The organism is Exiguobacterium sp. U13-1, from assembly GCF_001750115.1.
Lineage (GTDB): Bacteria > Bacillota > Bacilli > Exiguobacteriales > Exiguobacteriaceae > Exiguobacterium_A > Exiguobacterium_A acetylicum.
In genome coordinates, this window is the sequence record NZ_CP015731.1 from 1,095,732 (window position 1) to 1,116,607 (window position 20,876).

At 45.8% G+C, this 20,876-nt stretch carries 18 protein-coding genes; 8 read left to right on the top strand and 10 right to left on the bottom strand.

All coding sequences use genetic code 11. The features are described 5' to 3' along the window. Window positions 1-105: 105 nt before the first annotated feature. On the top strand, window positions 106-1,155 hold the full coding sequence (gene rsgA / locus ESP131_RS05600; protein ID WP_029340866.1) for a ribosome small subunit-dependent GTPase A: 1,050 nt from the start codon (window positions 106-108) through the stop codon (window positions 1,153-1,155). Between the two features lie 71 nt (window positions 1,156-1,226). On the opposite strand, the gene abc-f is transcribed toward rsgA, so the two are convergent. The 3 genes from abc-f to pflB form a co-directional block, all read right to left on the bottom strand. Beyond that, window positions 1,227-2,927: a ribosomal protection-like ABC-F family protein gene (gene abc-f / locus ESP131_RS05605; RefSeq protein WP_069940339.1), complete on the bottom strand. Its 1,701-nt coding sequence runs from the start codon at window positions 2,925-2,927 to the stop codon at window positions 1,227-1,229. A gap of 274 nt (window positions 2,928-3,201) precedes the next feature. Next, window positions 3,202-3,921: a pyruvate formate-lyase-activating protein gene (gene pflA, locus ESP131_RS05610; protein WP_029340868.1), complete on the bottom strand. Its 720-nt coding sequence runs from the start codon at window positions 3,919-3,921 to the stop codon at window positions 3,202-3,204. 34 nt (window positions 3,922-3,955) lie between these two features. Continuing rightward, window positions 3,956-6,205 (bottom strand): formate C-acetyltransferase, encoded by a 2,250-nt coding sequence (gene pflB, locus ESP131_RS05615; protein ID WP_029340869.1) that lies wholly within the window; start codon window positions 6,203-6,205, stop codon window positions 3,956-3,958. A 339-nt stretch (window positions 6,206-6,544) separates the two neighbouring features. On the opposite strand from pflB, the gene ESP131_RS05620 reads away from it, so the two are divergent. The 3 genes from ESP131_RS05620 to ESP131_RS05630 are packed head-to-tail and all read left to right on the top strand — an operon-like array spanning window position 6,545 to window position 8,815. Continuing rightward, entirely contained in the window at window positions 6,545-6,973 is a 429-nt protein-coding gene (locus tag ESP131_RS05620) for a hypothetical protein (RefSeq protein ID WP_069940340.1), read from the top strand. A 28-nt stretch (window positions 6,974-7,001) separates the two neighbouring features. After that, a complete protein-coding gene (locus ESP131_RS05625; RefSeq protein WP_023467266.1) occupies window positions 7,002-8,174 on the top strand; it encodes a DEAD/DEAH box helicase in 1,173 nt (390 codons plus the stop codon). Continuing rightward, entirely contained in the window at window positions 8,171-8,815 is a 645-nt protein-coding gene (locus tag ESP131_RS05630) for a hypothetical protein (RefSeq protein WP_023467267.1), read from the top strand. Before ESP131_RS05625 ends, ESP131_RS05630 begins: the two co-directional genes overlap by 4 nt. Before the next feature lie 55 nt (window positions 8,816-8,870). On the opposite strand, the gene ESP131_RS05635 is transcribed toward ESP131_RS05630, so the two are convergent. The 7 genes from ESP131_RS05635 to ESP131_RS16765 all read right to left on the bottom strand — a co-directional run bounded on the left by ESP131_RS05635 (window position 8,871) and on the right by ESP131_RS16765 (window position 16,250). Further along, window positions 8,871-10,658: a GGDEF domain-containing protein gene (locus ESP131_RS05635; protein ID WP_069940341.1), complete on the bottom strand. Its 1,788-nt coding sequence runs from the start codon at window positions 10,656-10,658 to the stop codon at window positions 8,871-8,873. Window positions 10,659-10,668: 10 nt separating this feature from the next. Next, on the bottom strand, window positions 10,669-12,510 hold the full coding sequence (locus tag ESP131_RS05640) for a GGDEF domain-containing protein (protein WP_069940342.1): 1,842 nt from the start codon (window positions 12,508-12,510) through the stop codon (window positions 10,669-10,671). A gap of 168 nt (window positions 12,511-12,678) precedes the next feature. Beyond that, a complete protein-coding gene (locus ESP131_RS05645) occupies window positions 12,679-14,577 on the bottom strand; it encodes an ABC-F family ATP-binding cassette domain-containing protein (RefSeq protein ID WP_029340872.1) in 1,899 nt (632 codons plus the stop codon). A gap of 1 nt (window position 14,578) precedes the next feature. Continuing rightward, window positions 14,579-15,277, bottom strand: coding sequence for a lysophospholipid acyltransferase family protein (locus ESP131_RS05650; protein WP_029340873.1), 699 nt, complete (start codon window positions 15,275-15,277; stop codon window positions 14,579-14,581). Window positions 15,278-15,355: 78 nt separating this feature from the next. Continuing rightward, on the bottom strand, window positions 15,356-15,613 hold the full coding sequence (locus ESP131_RS05655) for a hypothetical protein (RefSeq protein ID WP_023467272.1): 258 nt from the start codon (window positions 15,611-15,613) through the stop codon (window positions 15,356-15,358). Window positions 15,614-15,651: 38 nt separating this feature from the next. After that, entirely contained in the window at window positions 15,652-15,957 is a 306-nt protein-coding gene (locus ESP131_RS05660) for a hypothetical protein (protein ID WP_029340874.1), read from the bottom strand. Between the two features lie 125 nt (window positions 15,958-16,082). Then, window positions 16,083-16,250, bottom strand: a complete 168-nt coding sequence (locus ESP131_RS16765) for a hypothetical protein (protein ID WP_023467274.1) — start codon at window positions 16,248-16,250, stop codon at window positions 16,083-16,085. Between the two features lie 233 nt (window positions 16,251-16,483). Here ESP131_RS16765 and ESP131_RS05665 point away from each other — a divergent pair, with 233 nt between their 5' ends. The 4 genes from ESP131_RS05665 to ESP131_RS05680 all read left to right on the top strand — a co-directional run bounded on the left by ESP131_RS05665 (window position 16,484) and on the right by ESP131_RS05680 (window position 20,869). Continuing rightward, window positions 16,484-17,338 (top strand): CvfB family protein, encoded by an 855-nt coding sequence (locus ESP131_RS05665; protein ID WP_047395140.1) that lies wholly within the window; start codon window positions 16,484-16,486, stop codon window positions 17,336-17,338. Between the two features lie 332 nt (window positions 17,339-17,670). After that, complete coding sequence (locus ESP131_RS05670; RefSeq protein ID WP_029340876.1) at window positions 17,671-19,233, top strand: degradosome RNA helicase CshA; 1,563 nt, start codon at window positions 17,671-17,673, stop codon at window positions 19,231-19,233. 106 nt (window positions 19,234-19,339) lie between these two features. Beyond that, window positions 19,340-19,606: a hypothetical protein gene (locus tag ESP131_RS05675; RefSeq protein WP_029340877.1), complete on the top strand. Its 267-nt coding sequence runs from the start codon at window positions 19,340-19,342 to the stop codon at window positions 19,604-19,606. A 72-nt stretch (window positions 19,607-19,678) separates the two neighbouring features. Further along, the gene (locus ESP131_RS05680; protein ID WP_069940343.1) at window positions 19,679-20,869 is read left to right on the top strand and encodes an EAL-associated domain-containing protein; all 1,191 of its coding nucleotides are present in this window, start codon (window positions 19,679-19,681) and stop codon (window positions 20,867-20,869) included. Window positions 20,870-20,876: the final 7 nt, after the last annotated feature.

Genomic DNA, 20,876 nt, shown 5'->3' on the forward strand with positions numbered 1-20,876 from the left:
TTGAGAGGAGTGATGTTGATGAGTGCAACAATCAACGTAAAACAAGTAACATGTGTCGGAAACCAGGGAGGGGTTTCCCTCCCTTAAATCAGAGGAGGAAACCATTTGAACGAATGGGGTACACCACCTGTCTACGAAACGACAGGAACAGAACGATTAGGACGGATTATAGCTGTCTATCAAACACACTATCGTGTTATGACGGAAACAGGAGAGTCGCTCAGCGAGCTGTCTGGTAAGTTACGTTTCCAATCGGGAACAAAAGCTGAATTGCCAGCGGTCGGGGACTGGATCATCCAAACAGAGCGAGAGCCAGGCAAAGGACGAATCGAACGTGTCTTGCCACGATCTTCTCAATTTTCCCGAAAAGCGGCAGGAACGGAAACCGAGGAACAAATCATCTGCGCAAATGTCGACGTCGCCTTGCTTGTCATGGCTTTTGGACATGACTTCAACGTCCGTCGACTGGAACGCTATTTAACGGTTGCTTGGGATGCAGGGGTGACACCAATCATCGTCCTGACGAAAAAAAGTTTGATGCCGTCGATTGAAACGGAACTGCAGGCTGTCGAAGCGATTGCGTTCGGAACACCAATCCTTGCCGTTGATTCCTTGACGGGTGACGGATTAGAGGTGTTGCGTGAACAGTTACAAATCAAGCAAACGATCGTGTTAGTTGGATCGTCCGGCGTCGGGAAGTCGACACTCGTCAATGCTTTAGCTGGAGAACAGTTAATGGAGACGGGGGGCGTACGAGAAGACGATGAACGCGGACGTCACACGACGACGCATCGCGAACTGAAACGACTATCGAACGGTCTATTGCTTGTTGATACACCGGGGATGAGAGAATTGGCCTTATGGGATGGAAGTGACGGTTTATCGTCGACTTTTTCCGATATTGAGGAGCTTGCTGAAAACTGTCGTTTCCGAGACTGTGAACATGAAAAGGAACCGGGCTGTGCCGTTCGGACAGCTTTAGAAGATGGTACACTAACTGCTGAGCGCTGGAACAGCTTCGTCAAGCTAAAACGAGAAATCGCTTATGCGGAACGCAAGCAAAATGTGGCGTTGCAGGCGGCAGAGAAGGAAAAGTGGAAAAAAATCCACAAGCAGGCCCAAGCGCATACGAAAGTGAAGTATCAAAAGCGATAATACGACTGAAATATGAAAAGCATCTGCAACGGAAAAAGGAGTCTCTTTTTCTATGCAGATGCTTTTTCTCGTTATTCTTTTGAAAGTGATTCATTCGTTTCTGTATTGAACGGAACGTTACCCGTCAAAGCATCAAGACGGTGTAAGTCGGATTGAATCGCTTCAGGGTCACTTCGGCGAGCGTTTCGTACCGTGGCAGTTCCGACCGAATGATCGTTGAATCCAGTCGTTAAATCAAACGTCCGATTCGACAGCCGATCGGTGAAATAGCGATCGTGAGAGACGAAGAGGAGCTCACCAGGGAAGACATCGAGAGCGGCTTCGATTTGTTCACGAGTCGCAAGATCCAAATAGTTCGTTGGCTCGTCGAGAATAAGCAAGTGAGCACCAGAAAAATACAGGCGTAAGAAAGCGATCCGACATTTCTCGCCCATACTAGCGTCGGAAATCGACCGGTAAACATCATCGCGACGGAATAAAAAACAGGCGAGCAACGTCCGAGCGTCCGTTTCACTCATTGTGCCATACTCAAGTAATGCCTCTAACAACGTACCAGATGTCGGTAAGTGGGAAAGGGCTTGTGAAAAATAGCCAGTCTTCAATCGAGGATGACGGATTACATTCCCTTGATTAGGGACATACTCGCCCTCGATGAGACGCAGTAAGGTCGATTTCCCGCTTCCATTCGGTCCGATGACAGCAATTCGGTCGCCACGTTCTACCGTAAACGAAACATCGTTTAGGATTAGTGTTGTCTCATGCATGAATGAGACACGTTCGAACGAAATCAGTCGTTTCGCACGAATCGCTTCATGTTCGAATGCGACGTGAACAGTCGGTACAACCTGTGGTTTTTGTACACGATCCTCGAGTAGACGCTCGAGTTGCTGCTCTTTTGCCTTGACCTTCGTCGCATGTTTAGCAGCCTTCTTTTTCGCATAGGGATCCCGTTCACTCGCTTGATTCGTGGCTTTTTGATGCCATTGCCGGTATCCTTGAATCATGCGTGTCAGCTCTTTACGTGTACGTTCTTGTTTTTCATACGCTCGTTGTTGCGACAGAACTTGATGTTCTTTTTGTTCTTTATAGGACTGGTAGTTTCCGCTGTATCGCGTTGCCCCTGATTCGGATAATTCAATGACGGCATCAGCCGTTGCGTCGATGAAGAATCGTTCGTGTGAGACGTAGAGAATCGAGGTCCGTGACATGTTGACCCATTCCGTGAGCCACTCGAGTGTCTCTTGATCCAGATGATTCGTCGGTTCATCGAGAATGATGAAATCAGGTCGTGACAGAAGCAGACAGGCAAGTTGGAGGCGCGTCTGTTCACCGCCGCTTAAACTGGATGCATTATGTGTCCAGAGCGCTTCCTCTAATTTGACTTCTTTTAAGACGCGTGCTGCATCTGCTTCAAGCGAGAAGGCGTCCTGATCGAGTGCTTGTTGATAGATCGTCAAGTCACCATTCATGGCATTAGCGCGAAGTTGATAACGAACCGCATCCGCTCGTTTGACGACATCAAGAACGGTGTGATCGCCCGCTACGAAGTGTTGTGATAGTAGACCGAGTTTTTTGTAATGACGCTTGATCGAACCGTCAGTCGGCTGAAGTTGGTCAGCGATCAAGTGTAACAGTGTCGTTTTTCCGATGCCGTTCGGACCGATTAAGGCGACATGTTCACCGGTATGAATATGAAAAGAAACGTCCGAGAAAAGACGTCGTTCGTCGTAGTCCATCGATAGGTGTTGGATCGTAAGTGTTTCAGTAGGCATAAAAGCAGCTCCTTTAGTGTTCATTTCCGATAAGATGAAATGAAAAACACACCATCCGAAGCGAGCGGATGGTGTGCCGGAGTGTAACTCAAAGAAGGTGCTGGCCAGAGGTTGGTCACACCGAAAAAGAGCAGACTCGTAGCGTCAGACATCCGCAACTGCATTGCGAAAGAGATGATTTCATTCATCAAGCGACGTGTACGAGTGATTGCTTCATTTCGGTGTTGTACCTCCTGTTCATAGTCTATGACGTCATTGTAACAAAATGGAAACGTTAACACAAGTACGATTCAAGTAGGGTTTGCGCAGTATCCGTTTCTTCTGGTGAAGGGGGAAGCACATCAGTTAACGGATATGCAAGACCGAGGTTTTCCCACTTATAGACACCGAGTTGATGATACGGGAGTACTTCGACGCGTTCGACGTTTCCGAGCGTCCGGATGAACTCGCCGGTCTGACGGAGGAAATGTTCCGACATCGTAATACCTGGAACGAGGACGTGACGAATCCAGACGGGAATGTTTCGCTCGGCTAGGCGTTTTGCGAAAGCGAGTGTATTGGCGTTACTCCGTCCAGTCAATACACGACAAGCAGCATCGTCGATATGTTTGATATCGAGCAGTACCAGATCCGTCGCATCGAGAATGGCGTCGATGTTTTTCGGGACGACGGATCCCGCGGTATCGATGACCGTATGCAGTCCATGTCGTTTTGCTTCTGTTAAAGCAGCCTCCAAGAATTCTGGCTGAGCGAGCGGTTCACCTCCAGAGAAGGTGATTCCGCCACCCGTTGCCTCGAAAAAGGAGCGATAGCTGATCGCTTCTTTTACGACTTCGTCTGCTGAGACACGCCGTCCGCAACCGAACTCCCATGTATCCACGTTATGACAGTATTGACACCGTAATGGACATCCTTGCGTAAAGACGATGAATCGAATGCCAGGACCATCGACTGTTCCACATGATTCAACGGAATGGATCATACCATAGGTCATCTTGCTCACTTCCTTTCACATACTACACATCATTTTAGAGAGAACCGTGGAACGTTCGATTAATGACATCGATCTGTTGTTCGCGCGTCAGTTTAATGAAGTTCACGGCATAACCGGATACCCGAATCGTTAACTGCGGATATTGTTCTGGATGCTCCATAGCATCGAGTAACGTCTCACGGTCAAAGACGTTGACATTCAAATGGTGTCCTTTTGAAGTCGTACCACCCATATATCCGTCAAGTAATCCGACCGTATTGCGAATACGTGTGGTCTCATCCTTACCAAGTGCTTTTGGCACGATCGAGAACGTGTAGGAGATACCGTCGAGCGCATGCTCATATGGTAATTTTCCGACAGATGTCAGTGCGGCGACAGCTCCTCTAGTGTCACGTCCGTGCATCGGGTTAGCACCCGGTGCAAATGGTTCACCCGCACGGCGTCCATCTGGCGTATTTCCTGTCTTTTTACCGTAGACGACGTTTGAAGTGATCGTTAGGACAGACTGTGTCGGAAGCGCATTGCGATACGTTGGATGTTTACGGATTTTCTCCATGAACAGCGTCACGAGATCAACTGCCATCTGATCGACCCGTTCATCGTTATTTCCGAACTTCGGAAACTCGCCTTCGATCTTGAAATCAACTGCAATCCCATCCGCATCTCGGATCGGACGGACTGTTGCGTAACGGATGGCGGATAGACTGTCAGCGACGACCGATAAACCAGCGATACCGCATGCCATCGTCCGTAAGATTTCCGGATCGTGTAACGCCATCTCAATCCGTTCGTAACTGTATTTATCATGCATGTAATGGATGACATTCAGTGTGTTAACGTACAGTTCTGCGAGCCAATCGAGTTGACGATCATAAGCCGCCATGACGGTTTCGTAATCGAGTACTTCATCAAGCATCAATGGACTTGCGGGGGCGACTTGAATTTTGAGCTTCTCGTCCATTCCGCCATTGATTGTATAGAGTAATGCTTTTGCCAGGTTTGCTCGCGCACCGAAGAACTGCATCTGTTTCCCAATCTTCATCGCGGAGACACAACAAGCGATGCCGTAATCATCTCCATAAACCGGTAACATCAAATCATCGTTTTCATATTGAATCGAGCTTGAAACGATCGACATCTTCGCACAGAATTCCTTGAATCCGCGTGGAAGCTGAGTAGACCAGAGAACGGTTAGATTCGGTTCCGGTGCCGGACCAAGTGTCGAGAGTGTGTGTAAGAAGCGGAATGAACTTTTCGTGACGTTTGATCGCCCATCTTCACTCATTCCACCAATGGATTCCGTTACCCACGTCGGGTCACCCGAGAAGAGATCATTATAGTCCGGTGTCCGTAAGAATTTGACGATCCGAAGCTTCATGACGAAATGATCGACGAGTTCTTGTGCAGTCTCTTCCGTCAAGCGACCAGCCGCAAGATCACGTTCGACATAAATATCAAGGAACGTCGAGACTCGACCGAGTGACATGGCTGCCCCGTTTTGCTCCTTGATGGCAGCAAGATAGGCAAGATAGACCCACTGGAATGCTTCTTGTGCTGTTTCTGCAGGGCGGGAGAGATCGAAACCATAACGAGCTCCAAGCTCGGTCAATTCCGTTAATGCGCGCAACTGTTCATTCATCTCTTCACGGTCGCGAATCATCGATTCAGATAAGAATCCGCCACGTGCCTTTAAATCCTTCTTACGTTCTTCGATCAAGCGTGCCGTTCCGTACAAAGCAACACGACGATAGTCACCGATGATCCGTCCGCGACCATAAGCATCAGGTAATCCGGTGATAATGCCGGCTTTACGTGCAGCGCGCATCTCAGGGGTATAGGCATCGAAAACCCCTTGGTTATGTGTCTTCCGGTACTCGCTGAAAGTTTTCGTGACGGTCTCGTCTGCTTCAAAGCCATACGCAGCTAGGGCATCATTCACCATCCGAATCCCACCGTTCGGATGAATCGAACGTTTAAACGGTTCGTCAGTCTGTAAGCCAACGATTTTTTCAAGTGAGCGATTCAGATACCCTGCATCATGCGAGAGGATCGTTGATGGTGTTTTAGCATCGACGGCATACACACCACCACGTTGTCGTTCTTCATTCGTCAGCTGTAGAATTTGTTGCCAAAGCCGTTCCGTTGCTTGCGTCGGACCGACTAAAAAGTGATCATCTCCTGTATATTCCGTGCGATTGAGTCGGATGAAGTCTGCGACATCGATCGTCTTTACCCATTCACCAGACGTAAAGTTCGTCCAAGCACTCGTTTTTTCTAATAACATGGATACCACTCCTTTAATATTGAGCTAATCATCAGTTCCTTATGTGAATAGTGTAACAAAAGGAAGGGCTGATTCCCTTTACGTTCATGTGAATGTTTTAACAAGTGAACAAACGTTGATATGACGGGCTTTCTTTATTTCTGTATTCATATGAAAATAGTTTTAAAAAAACAGTTTTAGATTGCTAATTCAAGGTTTTTTGGAAACTGTATGAGTTGTTTTGAAAAAGATTCACTAGAACAGTTGAAACTGTGAGGAATGTCACGCTACGGTGCCTTGTATTTTTAAGACGTATCGTTGACAATGAAAAAGGGAATATAGAACGTGGAGGTGTGCCAAATGGAGTATGTATCATTAACACAACAAGGAGAGTATCAGTCAGGAGACTGGGTCTCGCTGAAAATCGGATCGGACGGTTCAACGCGAACGGGAATGATCACGGAATTCGAAAATGATGGATTCTGGATTCGGTTTGAAGACGATTTTGATTATGAAGACTTTATCGGCTATGATGAATCGTATTGGATTGCGTTTGTTCGTCGTCCGGTTGACGTAAAAGCGACGTATGCGAGTCTTGCGGAGTACCCGGCACTCGCTGCAGAATTACAGGATCGTGTCATCCAAGGGTTCGAAATTTTAGAAGAAGAAGCCGGTGAAAGCGAGATTCGATTCCACATTCGATTGCTCGACGCAGGAAATGAATATACACAGACATTACGGGGATACCGTGATGCATCAGGAGATCATGTCGAATACGTAACGGCATGATGGAATTAAGAGAGTAGGAGAAATCGTTATGAATTTTACAAAACCATTTTTACAGGAAGCATGGGAACGCGCACGCTTTACGGAGTTGATGCCTGTTCAAGAACAAGCGATTCCGTTGTTGCGCGAAGGAAAAGATGTCCTGGCGGAAGCGCCGACAGGAACAGGGAAGACGCTTGCCTATGTCATTCCAGCTTTAGAAAAGATTGAAGTAGAAGAACCACACGTGCAAGTCGTGATCACGGCACCAACACGGGAACTCGTCATGCAAATTCATCAAGTCATTCAATTGTTTGCTCAAGGAAGTGGGATCAAATCCGGTGCATTCATTGGTGGAGTTGAATTAAAACGGCAATATGAACGATTGAAGAAAAAACCGCAAATCATCGTCGGAACACCTGGGCGTCTCGTTGAGTTGATTGATTCGAAGAAGTTGAAGATGCATAAGGTGAAATTGATCGTCTTGGACGAAGCGGATCAAATCTATGAGAGTGGTATGAGTGACTCGGCGACGCGGATCGCAAACAGTGCACTACGCGATCGACAACTGGCATTCGTCTCAGCTACATTACCGGAACGGACAGCAGAATGGGGACGGACGCTTGCGAATAATCCTGAGACAATTCGGGTTGAGCGTGCCGTCAGCACACAAGTGACATTTGGTTATTTGGAGACTTCACGTCGTCAGAAGCCGGAATTGTTACGTCGTCTGGCGAACATGCAAGGATCAAAAGTGCTGACATTCATTAATAACCGCTCCTTCCTCGGACCATTGAATGGCGAGTTGAGTAAATTTTCATTGAAATACCGGATTTTAGACGCTGAAAAAGGAAAACGAGAGCGGATGGAGACATTGCGTTCTTATAAAAAAGGAGAGTTTCCGTTACTCGTTACGACAGGTCTTGCGGCACGTGGTTTAGATATCGAAGCAGTCACGCATGTCGTCCATTATGATTTACCGGAGTCGCTTGACGATTTCGTACACCGTTCAGGTCGGACGGGACGTGGAAATGCGAATGGAATGGTACTTGCTCTTGTTACGGATCAAGACTTAAAACACTTAAAAACACTTGCGAAGCAAATGGGCGTCGAGATGGAAGCAATGGAAATTTACCGTGGGGAAGTCATTCCAAAACGTGAATTCACAGCACCTCAGACGATTAAACGACCGGCTACTCCTCACCGGAAAGGGCGATCGAAATGAAGAACGATCGAAAAGTAATTCCGTTTCCGACGACGGTTTCTGAAGCGGAAATGAATGCAGCCTTGAAGAAGATGTATCAAGAAGCAGCGACAGCACGTAGTACGGATTGGGTCGCTTTCATTGAAGAGATTGCGACGGAGGGACGTTGGTATTTAAAAGATGCTGAATTGTTCCGGGACTTATTCGTAGATTGGGCAATCTTCTATGAAACGGATGATCAAGGAAAAACGCCGCATGGTCGTTTTCTTGAGCAGGTCAAAGAAGAGTTATCGCCTAGTCTCTATCGTGCCTTGCGTGGATTAGCGGACCCGATGCCCTCACTGTTTCAAGTCGAGGCGGATGGTGTCGTTGATTTGATGTCAAAACAGACGTATCAAACAGATTTGTCTGAGATTGAAGTCGAACCAGGTGATTTGTTGATTGGAAAACTGCTCTACATTTCTGGGAAATGGCGCTTTGCGATTGCCTATATGAAAGTAGCGCGCGCACTGGTACCAGAAGTCCTCGCCTTGTTGACAGATTTCGTGGATGAAGTAGGAGAAGACGCGTTGCTTCGCCAGTACCCTGAATTTTGTGCGGAATTGATCGACTTACTCCTTGATATCGAAGAAGGCAACATTGCGCCGAGACCAGAAGAATAATCGGAAAAACCTAGGACACATGACCGACTATGGTCAATGTGTTCTAGGTTTTTTTTCAAGAATCTGCTCGATATAGGGCGACATCGTTTTTATCCCGATGTTTCACGCGATACATGGCAAGGTCGGCTTGCTTTAAGCATGTTTCAAGATCAGCCTTATGACACGCGGTCACACCGATGCTTGCAGAAACGAATAAGGATTGTCCTTTATAGACGTAAGGACGTCTTAAAAAGTGTAAGGAGGATTTACATTTTCGACGTAAGGACAGTTCATCATCGGCGTGTAAGAGGATCGCGAACTCATCTCCACCAAGTCGATACACCTGTTCTAAAGAATTCGTATGCTCGCTCAATCGTTTCGCGACCTCGATCAATACGTAATCACCTGCTTCATGACCATACGTATCATTGACTTGCTTAAAACCGTCTAAATCGACTACCGCAAGATAATTCATCTCGAGGAGATGGTTCGAAAAATCTCGCTCTAACGAACGACGGTTTCCGATACTTGTCAAGGCGTCATGGTAGGCGTGGTATTCGATACGTTTTTGCCGGAGCTTTCGTTCAGTGACGTCATGTAAAATCGTGAAACGTCCCATCGAGGTGGTGGCAATTTGAATCGGAATATCAATGATCTCATATCGTCTATGTTGTTCATCTTCATACTCATCGATATCTGTCTCAAGTGTTTCTAATAAGTGACGCATCGTACGAGGAATATGTTCAATCGTCATGTCGGGTAAATGAAACAGACGTTGGGCAGCTAAATTTGCGTATAGTGCCGTTCCGGATTGATCGAGTCGAATCATCGGATCAGGGTGACCGAGAAAGAGTGGGATGACTTGCTGTTCGCTATCTTTAATTTGTTGTTTTCGGTGCTCGATGCGTGAAGCGAGTTGTTCATTCCGTTCGTGTAATTGTGCGACGATCAACCCATGCTGACGAGCAATCAAGATTTGTCGAATGATTAGTAAAACTAAAATGATAAAGATATCGAGCTTTCCGCCTTCTCGTTCCACCATGTAATGAATAAATAAAGGAACGGCCAGTAGAGGGAGCCAGGAACGGGGAATGACCGTCGTTCGAGTGGTTCCTTCTTCGATATGATCAATATGCCATAGAATAGCTGCACTTTGCACCAAACGGATCAAGATCGGGAAAAATAGCAGATAATTCGCTGAGAAGTCCGGGAAATAAACACTTGAGACTTCGTAGATACCGCGAATAAAAATGGATAAAAACAATAAGAACAATGCCATCCTTGATACCCAATGGGTTTCTTGGATGAACGTGAAATAGAAGAAAACGAATAAACCGAGTGATGTATTCGTGATGACGATGATGGCATAAGGAACAGTTTGCAGTCCAGGATTCGTCAATTCATTGAGGACGTGAAACGCGACAAGTCCAATGAAAACGACGATGATCGCGGCATCGACGAAAGCGAGTACGTGTTGTCCGAGTGTCCGTTTTGTGATGATTCGGTAAAAAATCGCGTATAAGAATACGTAATGGGATATTGAAAATAAAATTAGGCTATAAATAGATGGAACTGGAAAGTCTGGATTGAAGAAATGTAATGTCTCAAGAACGGAACCGATACAGGATAAAACCAGTGATCCTAAAGCAATCAGCCAGAATTTTCGTCTTGGTACGACTAATGCTTGTTCCTTACGATAAGCAGTAAGAATAAAATAAGCAATCAATCCAAGAGAGGCATACTGTAGTACTTGTTCAACGATCCGATTAGAGATGGAAGGGGTCCATGTGGCAAGGATCATTAGAGTAAAAGAGATGACGAGCATGGCAGGGAACCAACGGATGAAATAGTTCGATTTAAGCATGGACTCCCTCCTAACGTTTAATTTGAGTAGCGAACAAAAAATTGTTTTTTTCGGTCTTCTTAATATGGTACATGGCTTCGTCTGCTCGAATCAATAATTGTTCTGAGCTTTTACCATTTTCAGGGTATAAGGAAATTCCGATTGATGGTGTGACTTGAAGCGTATGTGTCTGGATATAGAACGGATGATTCAGAACTTCGAGAACGTGTTCGGCAAACTGTCGTGTTTCCGAAGCAGATGCTTGAATGAAGATCAAAAACTCATCTCCGCCAAGACGTGCAACGAGATCAGTTGACGTCGTCATCGATTGAAGACGGATCGCTGTCTCTTGTAACACTAGGTCACCAACATCATGCCCATAAGTGTCATTGATGTGTTTGAAACCGTCCAAATCAATGAATAATAAGGAGCCGTATTCTAACATCGGAAGAGTCAGATAAAGTTGTTCTTCGAAGTAACGCCGGTTTGGCAAATGCGTGAGCGAATCGTGATACCCCATACGTTCTAGCCATACTTCCTGTTGATAATCTTCCGTGATATCCGCCAAGATGACGAAATAGCGTTGTTGATCTGGGATATCGATGATTGTCGTATTCAAAAAGCTTTCCGGATGTTCCTCCGTAACCGGTACATGTAGCAAGTGAGAGGGATAAATCAGCTGCGCTTGTTGAAGCAATGGAATGAGTCGATCGAGTTGTAGCCGTTGACTCGGTCCGAGCGGTAAATCGCTCCACCCAGCTTCTACAGCAGCTGGATTGACAGATCGAATCTGATACGTAGCATCGATTTCAAGAACAACTTCTGGATAAGATAGAAAAAGCGACGTTAGTTCTTTTTCGCGTAACTGTAAGAGTGCTGTCTTTTGATGGACGATGTCTTCTAGATTCGTTTGCAGTGCTGTTGTTTCCTGTAATAACCGCAGATTTTCCTGATATGAAAAAAGCTGTCGCGTTAAAAATAATAAAAACGTAATGCCGACGGAAAGTAAGAAAAAGGTTTGGGAGACAGGGAAGAATGTAATATAGAGAATCAGTACAGATAATAAGATGTAAGACATCAAGGAACGCGTAAGTGTTTCGATCCGAATAAGAGTTGCTTGTTGTTCATGACTGATGGGAAGAGCGCGAGTATTCATAAAGGCAAGGATGAAGAGTCCGCTGAGTGGGTATAACGGAAGCAATAAACCAGCTATTCGTGGTTCACCGTTCAATAACAACGTATAAAAAATAAAGTTCGTCATACCGAGCACGAACGTTCCGAGTACTAGGAAGAGGAAACCCAATCTCGATACGTTTCGCTTTAGACCAGAAGCATAAAGTAAGAAAAAGAAAAGCGTCAATAGAATCGTCAAGAAGGCATAGAAGGTCCAACTGATTTGCTCGAGCACCGTTCGTGTATAAGAGGGGACAAAGCGGAAAATAGCGATGTATCCAGCAATCATCGATACAGTGAACAATGTTAAAGAATCAAGAATCAATAATTTTTGTTTTTGAAACAAAGTTAAATCCAACTGTCGAAATAAGAAGATGACCATCATCGTTAAATGAACCGTGTAAGGCAGATCGAGTAAGACGTTCAGGTTAACAGCGTCCCATTGAAAAAGACGGCCGATCATATTGAAGAAGTCGCCAAGGAAATACGAAAAAAAGGCGACCGATAACCATTTATATGGAATAGAAGGTTGTTTGAAAGCCTTCGATTGACTAAGTAGGAAAATGACGAAAGAACCGATCAGACTAATGATCGCTGAAAATTGTAACGAGCGATCTTGTGGCAATAGCCAGAGCAGAGTGTACGTGACGACTAAGTAGAATGCGACGGTAGGGTAGATGTTTTGAACAATCCGTTTCACCGGAACTCCTCCTTTCGCAAGCCTTTCATGAAAATGAAATATGCTATAACATTACCCGATATCTAGCATGAATTCACATTTATTTTCATATTAAAAAAGAAATAAAGAGATGGCTCCCATTTCATGAAAAAAGCGGAGTTCTTCTCAGTGAAGAACTCCGCTTTGAAATCATTGATTGGATTGGCGATAGGTCTCGAATGCTTCGATCTTCTCGGATAGGTATGACCAATACTCCATCCGTTCATCAAGCATCGCTTTCGTTTTTTCGATGGATTGGTACAGTTCATTGACCTTACCGAGATCGCTTCCTGCCGAAGCAAGTTCGGCTTCTAATTGCTCCAATTCAGCCTCACTCTCTTCGATTTGTTGTTCAATGACAGCCCAATCTTGCTGTTCCTGGTAGCTCAATTTCTTCGGTGCTTCTACTTTAGGTAGATTAACTGAAGTGGTTTTTTCAACGATGACTGAAGGAGCAGGTATCGTGATTTGCTCGAGATAGTCTGTATATTGTCCGTAATAGAAAACGATATTCGCATCTTCGAAAGCAATCAGACGATCGACGACCCGATCGAGGAAATACCGATCATGACTGACTGTGATGACGGTGCCTGGGAATGATTCCAAATAATCTTCGAGTACGGATAACGTTTCGGTATCCAAGTCGTTCGTCGGCTCATCGAGGAAGAGGACGTTCGGTTCCTCCATCAAAATCGTCAACAATTTCAATCTCCGCTTTTCTCCACCAGATAGTTTACCGATTTGTTTATATTGTGCTTCTGGCTTAAAGAGAAACTGTTCGAGCATCTGACTTGCCGTGATTTCTTCACCAGCAAGTGTCGTGATGACTTTTGCGATCCGTTCGACCTCATCGATGACACGGCGTTCTGGATGCGTGAACTCGGCAAATTGCCCATAAAAGCCAATCTTCACCGTTTCGCCGTGAATGATTTCACCGGTTGTTGATTCTAAGCGTTTCGCAAGGATTGAAAGAAGTGTTGATTTTCCGCTCCCGTTTCGCCCGACGATACCATACCGTTCTTTCCGTCCGATCAGAGCGTTAAACGATTCAAAAAGAGTCCGTTCACCAAATCGATGCGAGACATCATGCGCTTCGATGACCTTTTTACCAAGACGGGTCGAACCGACTTGTACTTCGAGTGTCGATTCTTCTTCCTCGTACGAGAGGTCTTGTAAAGCATCCACGCGCTGGATCCGAGCTTTTTGTTTCGTCGTCCGCGCCTTTGCTCCGCGACGCAACCAGGCGAGTTCGCGACGGAGGATGTTTTGACGTTTTTCTTCCATAGATGCTGTCCGTTCACGACGTTCGGCACGTTTCTCAAGAAACGATTCATAGTTTCCGACATAGAAATAAGCCGTACCGTTCGCGATCTCCATCATATGATTCGTCACACGATTCAAGAAATAGCGGTCGTGGGTGATCAGTAGAATCGCACCACGGTATTCCTTGATTTGAGTTTCAAGCCAACTGATCGTCTCGGCATCGAGTTCGTTCGTCGGCTCATCGAGAAGGAGAAGATCGGCTTCATCGAGTAAAGCTTCAGCGAGTCCGACACGCTTGCGTTGCCCTCCAGAAAGAGAGCCGATCAACGCGTTCAAGTCGAGGATGCCGAGTTTGTTTAAAATCATCTTTAAGCGTGATTCCGTGTCCCAAGCTTGCGCAGCATCGACTTCTGTCTGAGCAACGATGAAGCGGTTGAGTAACGTTTCACTCGTCGGATCTTGTTCGAGTGCTAGACGCGCTGTTTCATAGTGACGTAACGCGTTAATCGTTGGTGTATCACCAGACAACAATACTTCCATGACCGTTTGGTCTTCCGGATAATCGGTCGTTTGCGATAGCAAGCGGATCCGATAATCATTCGGGTGATGCATCGTACCAGCGTCTGCCGTCTCTTTACCTGCCAAGATATGCAGGAGAGTCGACTTACCGGTACCATTGACGCCGATGATGCCAATCCGGTCGCCGGGTGAGACGGAGAATGTCACATCTTCGAAGACGATTTTATCGGCAAATTCTTTTTTGAGATTTTCTGCTTTCATTAACATATTAGACACCTTCTACAATCTGTTTGATTTGCTGTTCGACTGTCTGGACGAGTTCTTTCTGCGTCATCGTACTCGGATCAATCGACGGTAAGATCGTGACGTCGACCGTGGCGGGACGAATCTTACCCGTCTCCTCCATGACACGATAACTCCCTGAAATTGCGACGGGTACGACGCGAGCACCACTTGAGGTCGCGAGTGTGAAGCTTCCCGCTTTGAACTCCGCCATTGGACCGCCTTTGGAGCGTGTTCCTTCCGGGAAGATGATCATCGATTGTCCGTCCTTGATCGTCTCGACACCAGAACGAATCGCTTTCAGCGATTGGCGTCGATCTTTTCGATCAATCATGACACATCCCATCAGATTCATCCAAACATTGACGATTGGAATTTTATTCACTTCGATTTTTGAGATGAATGCTTTCGGTTTATCGATTGTTCCAAGTAGAATCGGGACATCGAAGTTCCCTTGGTGATTCGAGATGAAAACGACGGGTTCGTTTGCCGGGATGTGTTCACGACCCGTCACGTTGACACGAACACCAGCGAGTCGGAGAAGAGAGTTTGCCCAGGCACTTGCTACACGCTGGACGAATGCATAGCGCGCGAGGTGCGTTCGACGTTTTGCACTAGGTAAAAACGGTAAGGTACAGGGTAAGACAAGTCCAAAATAAATGAACCATATGACAGTACGTATCATGGTGAAGTGACAGCTCCTTTTTTCATTACTGATGTTATTGTACAAAAAAAGACCGGGCGTCGCACCCGGTCTGCGTGATTATTCCCAGTAACGAGGTTCAGATTCCTCTTCGCTTTCTCCTAGTTCAAAGGTGAGGCGACGTGTCGTTGGATCAACAGAGAACGTAGCGTTCGTATTGTCGATCTGTTTGATTTCCATCGTTTCCTCATCCAAAATGAGAGTCAAGCGGACCTTATCTTCGTGATCTACGAGCAGTACGCCATCTTCCTTCAACCATAAATCGATGACAGGGGAGTAGCGAAGTGTCCAACCGTTTGATAAAGGGATTTCGTTCATAATGAATCTGTTCCTCCTAGATGATGAAATCGTGTTCTTTACTTATCATGCTGGTCTGTCGCGGAGAATGCAAGTGGTGTGCTGGAATCTTGTTGAGGATAGGAGACTTGATAAGAAAGTTCACGCTTTTTCATCCGTTCGTATTGTTTTTTGACACGACGGTGTTGGACGTATTCAATATAAGTCAGATAGGACGTACGTATCAGCTGGCGGATTGATGATAGTGACAGACAAATCGCTAGCGTAAAGACGAACACACCGATCGAACTCGTATAATAACCGGTAACAAAACTTAAATATGTAGTGATGAGACCCGCAATCGTCGTGAATAAGTAGAAGAGCACGTCCGTTTCCTCCTCGAAATTAAAATAATGGTATGTCCATTACAATTCGAGGTAAGTCGTGATTTTCCTTTATCGTCCTGTAAATGTCCGGAAAAAATAAAAAATCCACACGGAAGGTGTAGATTTTAAGGGCGATCGATTTGCTGAAGCGCTGGTGTCTTCGGTGTCATATCCGTACTGTTCGATCCTTCTGCGAAGACGATTCCAATCGTAGCAAGGAACGCAAAAAATGCAAAAACCAATGTTTTCGTGAAGCGTCGTGCGAACGAACGCGATTGAATGTTATGAAACATTTTTATCCCCCATATTTACCTAAACTAAACCTTCTTTTTCCTGTTATTTAATCATATATCTTTTTTTCAAAAAAATCACGCAAATGTGTTCCGTTCACAAATATGTCACAAATGTCATCGTTGTGTCGATATCAGAGATGAATGAAAAAAGAGTATAGTATGGTAGGGAAAGAACAGCAGAACGATTCACAAGGACTGGAATCGATTCAAATACAGAGAGGAGATGACCCGAAATGGGATTACGCGCAGGACAGGTTGTCACATTAAAAGTAGAACGCGAAGCAGAGTTTGGAGTGTTTCTGACAGATGGAAATGAAGACGTGTTGTTGCATAACAATGAACAAACACGGAAAGTAGCCCTCGATGAAGAGGTAGAAGTCTTCTTGTATCAAGATAATGAAGGGCGTCTAGCATCATCAATGACGATTCCAGAAGCTTCATTTGAAGACTATGTCAAGACGACGGTTAATGGAACACGCTATAACACAGGAGTGTTCGCGAATATCGGCATTCAAAAAGACGTTCTCGTCTCACTCGACGATTTGCCGCAGCGCCGGATGTTCTGGCCAGAAGAAGGCGATCAACTCTTCATTCGTCTGAAACATGATCAGAAGCTTCGGTTACTCGGAGACCCTGCACCTTATGCATACTTCAACTTACGTGCGAAGCCAGCTCCAGAAGAGTGGAACAACATGGACGTTGAAGGTCTCGTCTTCTCACAACGCGAACCAGGCGTTAACGTCTGGGTCAACGATCAATCGATCGGATTCTTACATGAACGTGAGATGGAACGCTGGCCGCGTCTTGGAGAAGTCTTGAAATTACGAGTGACAAATGTAAAACCAGATGGTACAGTATTACTTTCAGCACGACCACGTGCCTTTGAAGCCATTGATACAGACGCGGAGTTGATTCTGAACCATCTACTTGAACATGATGGTCAGATGCCGTATGGTGATAAGACAGCTCCCGAGACGATCGATGAAGTATTCGGTCTCAGTAAGGCAGCATTCAAACGAGCGCTCGGTCGCCTGTTGAAAGACAAAAAAATAGAAAAAAATGAAACGGGTATTCGGTTGACGAAATAATCGGACCGAGTAAGCCTGCGTTTCGAATAGATAGTAAGGAATTCATCATTTTGGTGGTTGCGGCTGGTTTGATTACCGGCGACCATTTACTGAATATACCCCATCACTAGTGGGGGCACGCGATGACGTTCATCGCACGGTCCGGGCATTACGCCTTTCCCTCGCCCTTATGGCAACGATTATGATGGTGACTTCCCTAAACATTATTATAAGAGAAACCACTCTATCTTTATGTGATAGATTCTGTTATAATAGGTAGTCGATTGTATTCGTTACGGTAGCGTCTGTTTAGTGGCAGACGCTTTTCATATGACAAAGGAGAGTATTTAGCATTGACAACATTTCGTGAATTAAATCTTAGTGAGGCACTTATCAAAGGTGTCCTAAAAATGGGCTTCGAAGAAGCAACACCAATCCAAGCAGAAACAATTCCAGTCGGACTCAGCGGCGTTGACTTAATTGGTCAAGCACAAACAGGTACTGGTAAAACTGCAGCATTCGGTATCCCAACAATTGAGCGTCTTGACGCAAAATCACGCCACATCCAAGCGTTGATTCTTGCTCCAACACGTGAACTCGCAATCCAAGTAGCAGAAGAATTGAACCGGATCGGTGAAGTAAAACGCGTTCATGCACTTCCTGTTTACGGCGGTCAGCAAATCGATCGTCAAATCCGCGCACTTCGCAAAAATCCACAAATCGTCGTTGCGACACCAGGACGTTTGATGGACCACATGAACCGTAAGACGTTGAACCTCGATCACGTTCAAACGGTCATCCTTGACGAAGCAGATGAGATGTTGAACATGGGATTCGTCGAAGACATCGAAAAAATCCTCGGTGCACTTCCTGAAACACGTCAAACACTCTTATTCTCAGCAACGATGCCACCGCAAATTCGTAAAATCGCAGATCGTTTCATGACGACTCCGACACACATCAAAGTCAAAGCAAAAGAAATGACAGTTGAAAACATCGACCAGTCATTCATCGAATTGAAAGAAAGCCAAAAATTCGACGTTCTTTGCCGTTTGATCGACACGGATTCTCCGGAACTCTCAATCATCTTCGGTCGTACGAAAAAACGTGTTGACGAAATGACTGAAGGCTTGATCCAACGCGGATACACAGCTGACGGTTTACACGGTGACTTAACGCAAGCAAAACGTGACCAAGTCATCCGTCGTTTCAAAAAAGGAACGATTGATATCCTCGTCGCGACAGACGTTGCAGCACGTGGTCTTGACATCTCTGGTGTCACACACGTCTACAACTTCGATGTCCCACAAGATCCAGAGAGCTATGTTCACCGGATCGGTCGTACGGGTCGTGCTGGTAAAACAGGATCGGCTGTCACATTCGTTACACCGCGTGAATTCGGTCAAATCAAAACAATCGAACGTGTTACGAACAAAAAAATGTCACGTCGTCATGCACCAACACTTGATGAAATCTTAGAAGGCAACTTGAAGCTTGCTGCACAAGAACTCATCAAACGTGTTGAAGCAAAAGACTCAAAAGAATATACGACACTTGCACAAGAACTCTTAGAAGAGTACGAAGCAGTGGAACTTCTTTCAGCAGCACTTAAAGGATTGACGAAAGAGCCGGATGCAACACCAGTCCAAATCTCTTCAATCGAACCAATCCGCGTGAAACGTTTCGGTAGCAACGGTGGTGGAAACCGTCGTCCTTACGGAAACAAAGGTGGAAGTGGAAGCGGCAACCGCAGTGGCGGATACCGTGGAAACAACCCACGTAGCGGTAGTGATCGTCGTGAAGGTGGTCGTTCATCTTCTTCATCAGATCGTCGTGAAGGCGGTTATGCTGGACGTAGCAACCGTAGCGAAAGCGATCGTAACCGTGGTGGACGTAAACCACGTTTTGAAAAGTAAACGATTCGAACCGATTTGTCACAGACAAGTCGGTTCTTTTTTATGATTTATCTAAGCGGTCATGATAAAATGAGCCATGAACGATAGGGAGAGGGCTGAATCATTCGTGTATACCATTTATGTAGCAGCATCCGTCTGTCTCGTTGCACTGATTATCGCGACGAAAAAGATTTGTGAGCGGACGACAAAAGGACATTTTCGTTATATTCCGTTGGCGACCTTATTATTCGGTGGCATCATCTTTCTTGTGCTAGCCATCGGTAAGGGAGGAGCCGTCGGAATTCAATACGGCGTCCTGAGTATCATCTACTTGACGGCGACATTCGGTGTGTACTTGTATATCGCTTTGCGGAAAGATACGACGTTATCGTAAAACAGGGGCTCTCTCGTTACAGAGAGGCTCTTTTTTTGTTAAGATAGAACAAGAGTACAAGGGGGGAATAGAATGGATGCATTAGATGTCATCGTTCATCCCGAAGAGATAGAGGCGTGGTTTCAACCGATCGTAGGCGCTGCCCCTTTTAAGGTGGAAGGGTATGAAATCCAGTCCCATTTTCGTGGAGAACCGTTAAAACCATTTTTTCAGGAAGATGATGTTCCAATCGAGTATCAACTCGAAGTCATGGGGCATGTCGTCCGTCAAGCATTCCAAAAAGTACCCTCCGATGCACAAGCGTTCATCTTAATCCGTTGCCGTCCAGCTTGGCTGTTTGAAAACGGTGGCGAGGACTTCTTGCATGTCTTACGGACGGTCGACTCATCGTTTCCAAAAGAGCGGATGTATGTCACATTGACGGACGTCCAAGTCGATGATTTTGACCGTCTAGGTCGGATCGTCGCATATTACCAGAACTCTGGACTGAAGGTAGCGCTGGACCGTGCGGAAGCAACGAGTCTCGAACGTGTCTTTTCGATGTCACCGGATATGTTGATCGTCGATTTATCCTCCATGATTGAGAAAAAGACTGTCTCAGCGTCATATCCGCATCTCTTACAGACGATGGAGCACCTCTGTGATCAGCTCGGAGCGCCACTTTTGTATAAGAATATCAGTCATCTCGGTCAACTTCGGTATGCGTGGCAGCACGGAGGGCGTTACTACATGGGGAATTTACTTGGAGAAGCATCACCTGAATGGGTCATGACCTGTCCTGGTATGGAAGTGTTGATCCATGAAGTTCCGATGTTCTACAAATATGATCGCGAACAGATGAATCGCTTGTTCCAACTGGAGCAAGACTGGACAGTCCGATTTAAGGAAGATTGTCAGTCCTTGAAGCCGGAGCAAGATCTCGACCAATGGTTGCTGACGCTCGCCCGGAAGATGGAGCCGGAATTCATCCGGTTTTATATCACGGATGCGAATGGATTCCAACAATCTTCAAACGTCAGTAAAAAAAGTGGGGAGTGGAAACTGTATTCTTTCTACAAAGGATACAACTGGAGTTTTCGTCCTTACTTCATCCGGACGACGGTAGCGATGGAACGACGACATAGCGGATATTTGTCCGAACGATATGTCGACTTCAGCTCGAGCGAACAAACGCGGACATTTAGTATGCCGCTCGGTAATGGGATGTTCTTATTTGCGGATATTTCTGCAGATTATCTATATCAAGAACGATTGAGTGAATGAGGAGGAA

What these genes read in the sequence shown, in the direction of transcription:
- abc-f (WP_069940339.1), bottom strand. Translation starts at nt 2,927, where the DNA reads ATGCCTACTGAAACACTTACGATCCAACACCTATCGATGGACTACGAC.
- pflA (WP_029340868.1), bottom strand. Translation starts at nt 3,921, where the DNA reads ATGACCTATGGTATGATCCATTCCGTTGAATCATGTGGAACAGTCGAT.
- pflB (WP_029340869.1), bottom strand. Translation starts at nt 6,205, where the DNA reads ATGTTATTAGAAAAAACGAGTGCTTGGACGAACTTTACGTCTGGTGAA.
- ESP131_RS05620 (WP_069940340.1), top strand. Translation starts at nt 6,545, where the DNA reads ATGGAGTATGTATCATTAACACAACAAGGAGAGTATCAGTCAGGAGAC.
- ESP131_RS05625 (WP_023467266.1), top strand. Translation starts at nt 7,002, where the DNA reads ATGAATTTTACAAAACCATTTTTACAGGAAGCATGGGAACGCGCACGC.
- ESP131_RS05630 (WP_023467267.1), top strand. Translation starts at nt 8,171, where the DNA reads ATGAAGAACGATCGAAAAGTAATTCCGTTTCCGACGACGGTTTCTGAA.
- ESP131_RS05635 (WP_069940341.1), bottom strand. Translation starts at nt 10,658, where the DNA reads ATGCTTAAATCGAACTATTTCATCCGTTGGTTCCCTGCCATGCTCGTC.
- ESP131_RS05645 (WP_029340872.1), bottom strand. Translation starts at nt 14,577, where the DNA reads ATGTTAATGAAAGCAGAAAATCTCAAAAAAGAATTTGCCGATAAAATC.
- ESP131_RS05650 (WP_029340873.1), bottom strand. Translation starts at nt 15,277, where the DNA reads ATGATACGTACTGTCATATGGTTCATTTATTTTGGACTTGTCTTACCC.
- ESP131_RS05655 (WP_023467272.1), bottom strand. Translation starts at nt 15,613, where the DNA reads ATGAACGAAATCCCTTTATCAAACGGTTGGACACTTCGCTACTCCCCT.
- ESP131_RS16765 (WP_023467274.1), bottom strand. Translation starts at nt 16,250, where the DNA reads ATGTTTCATAACATTCAATCGCGTTCGTTCGCACGACGCTTCACGAAA.
- ESP131_RS05665 (WP_047395140.1), top strand. Translation starts at nt 16,484, where the DNA reads ATGGGATTACGCGCAGGACAGGTTGTCACATTAAAAGTAGAACGCGAA.
- ESP131_RS05680 (WP_069940343.1), top strand. Translation starts at nt 19,679, where the DNA reads ATGGATGCATTAGATGTCATCGTTCATCCCGAAGAGATAGAGGCGTGG.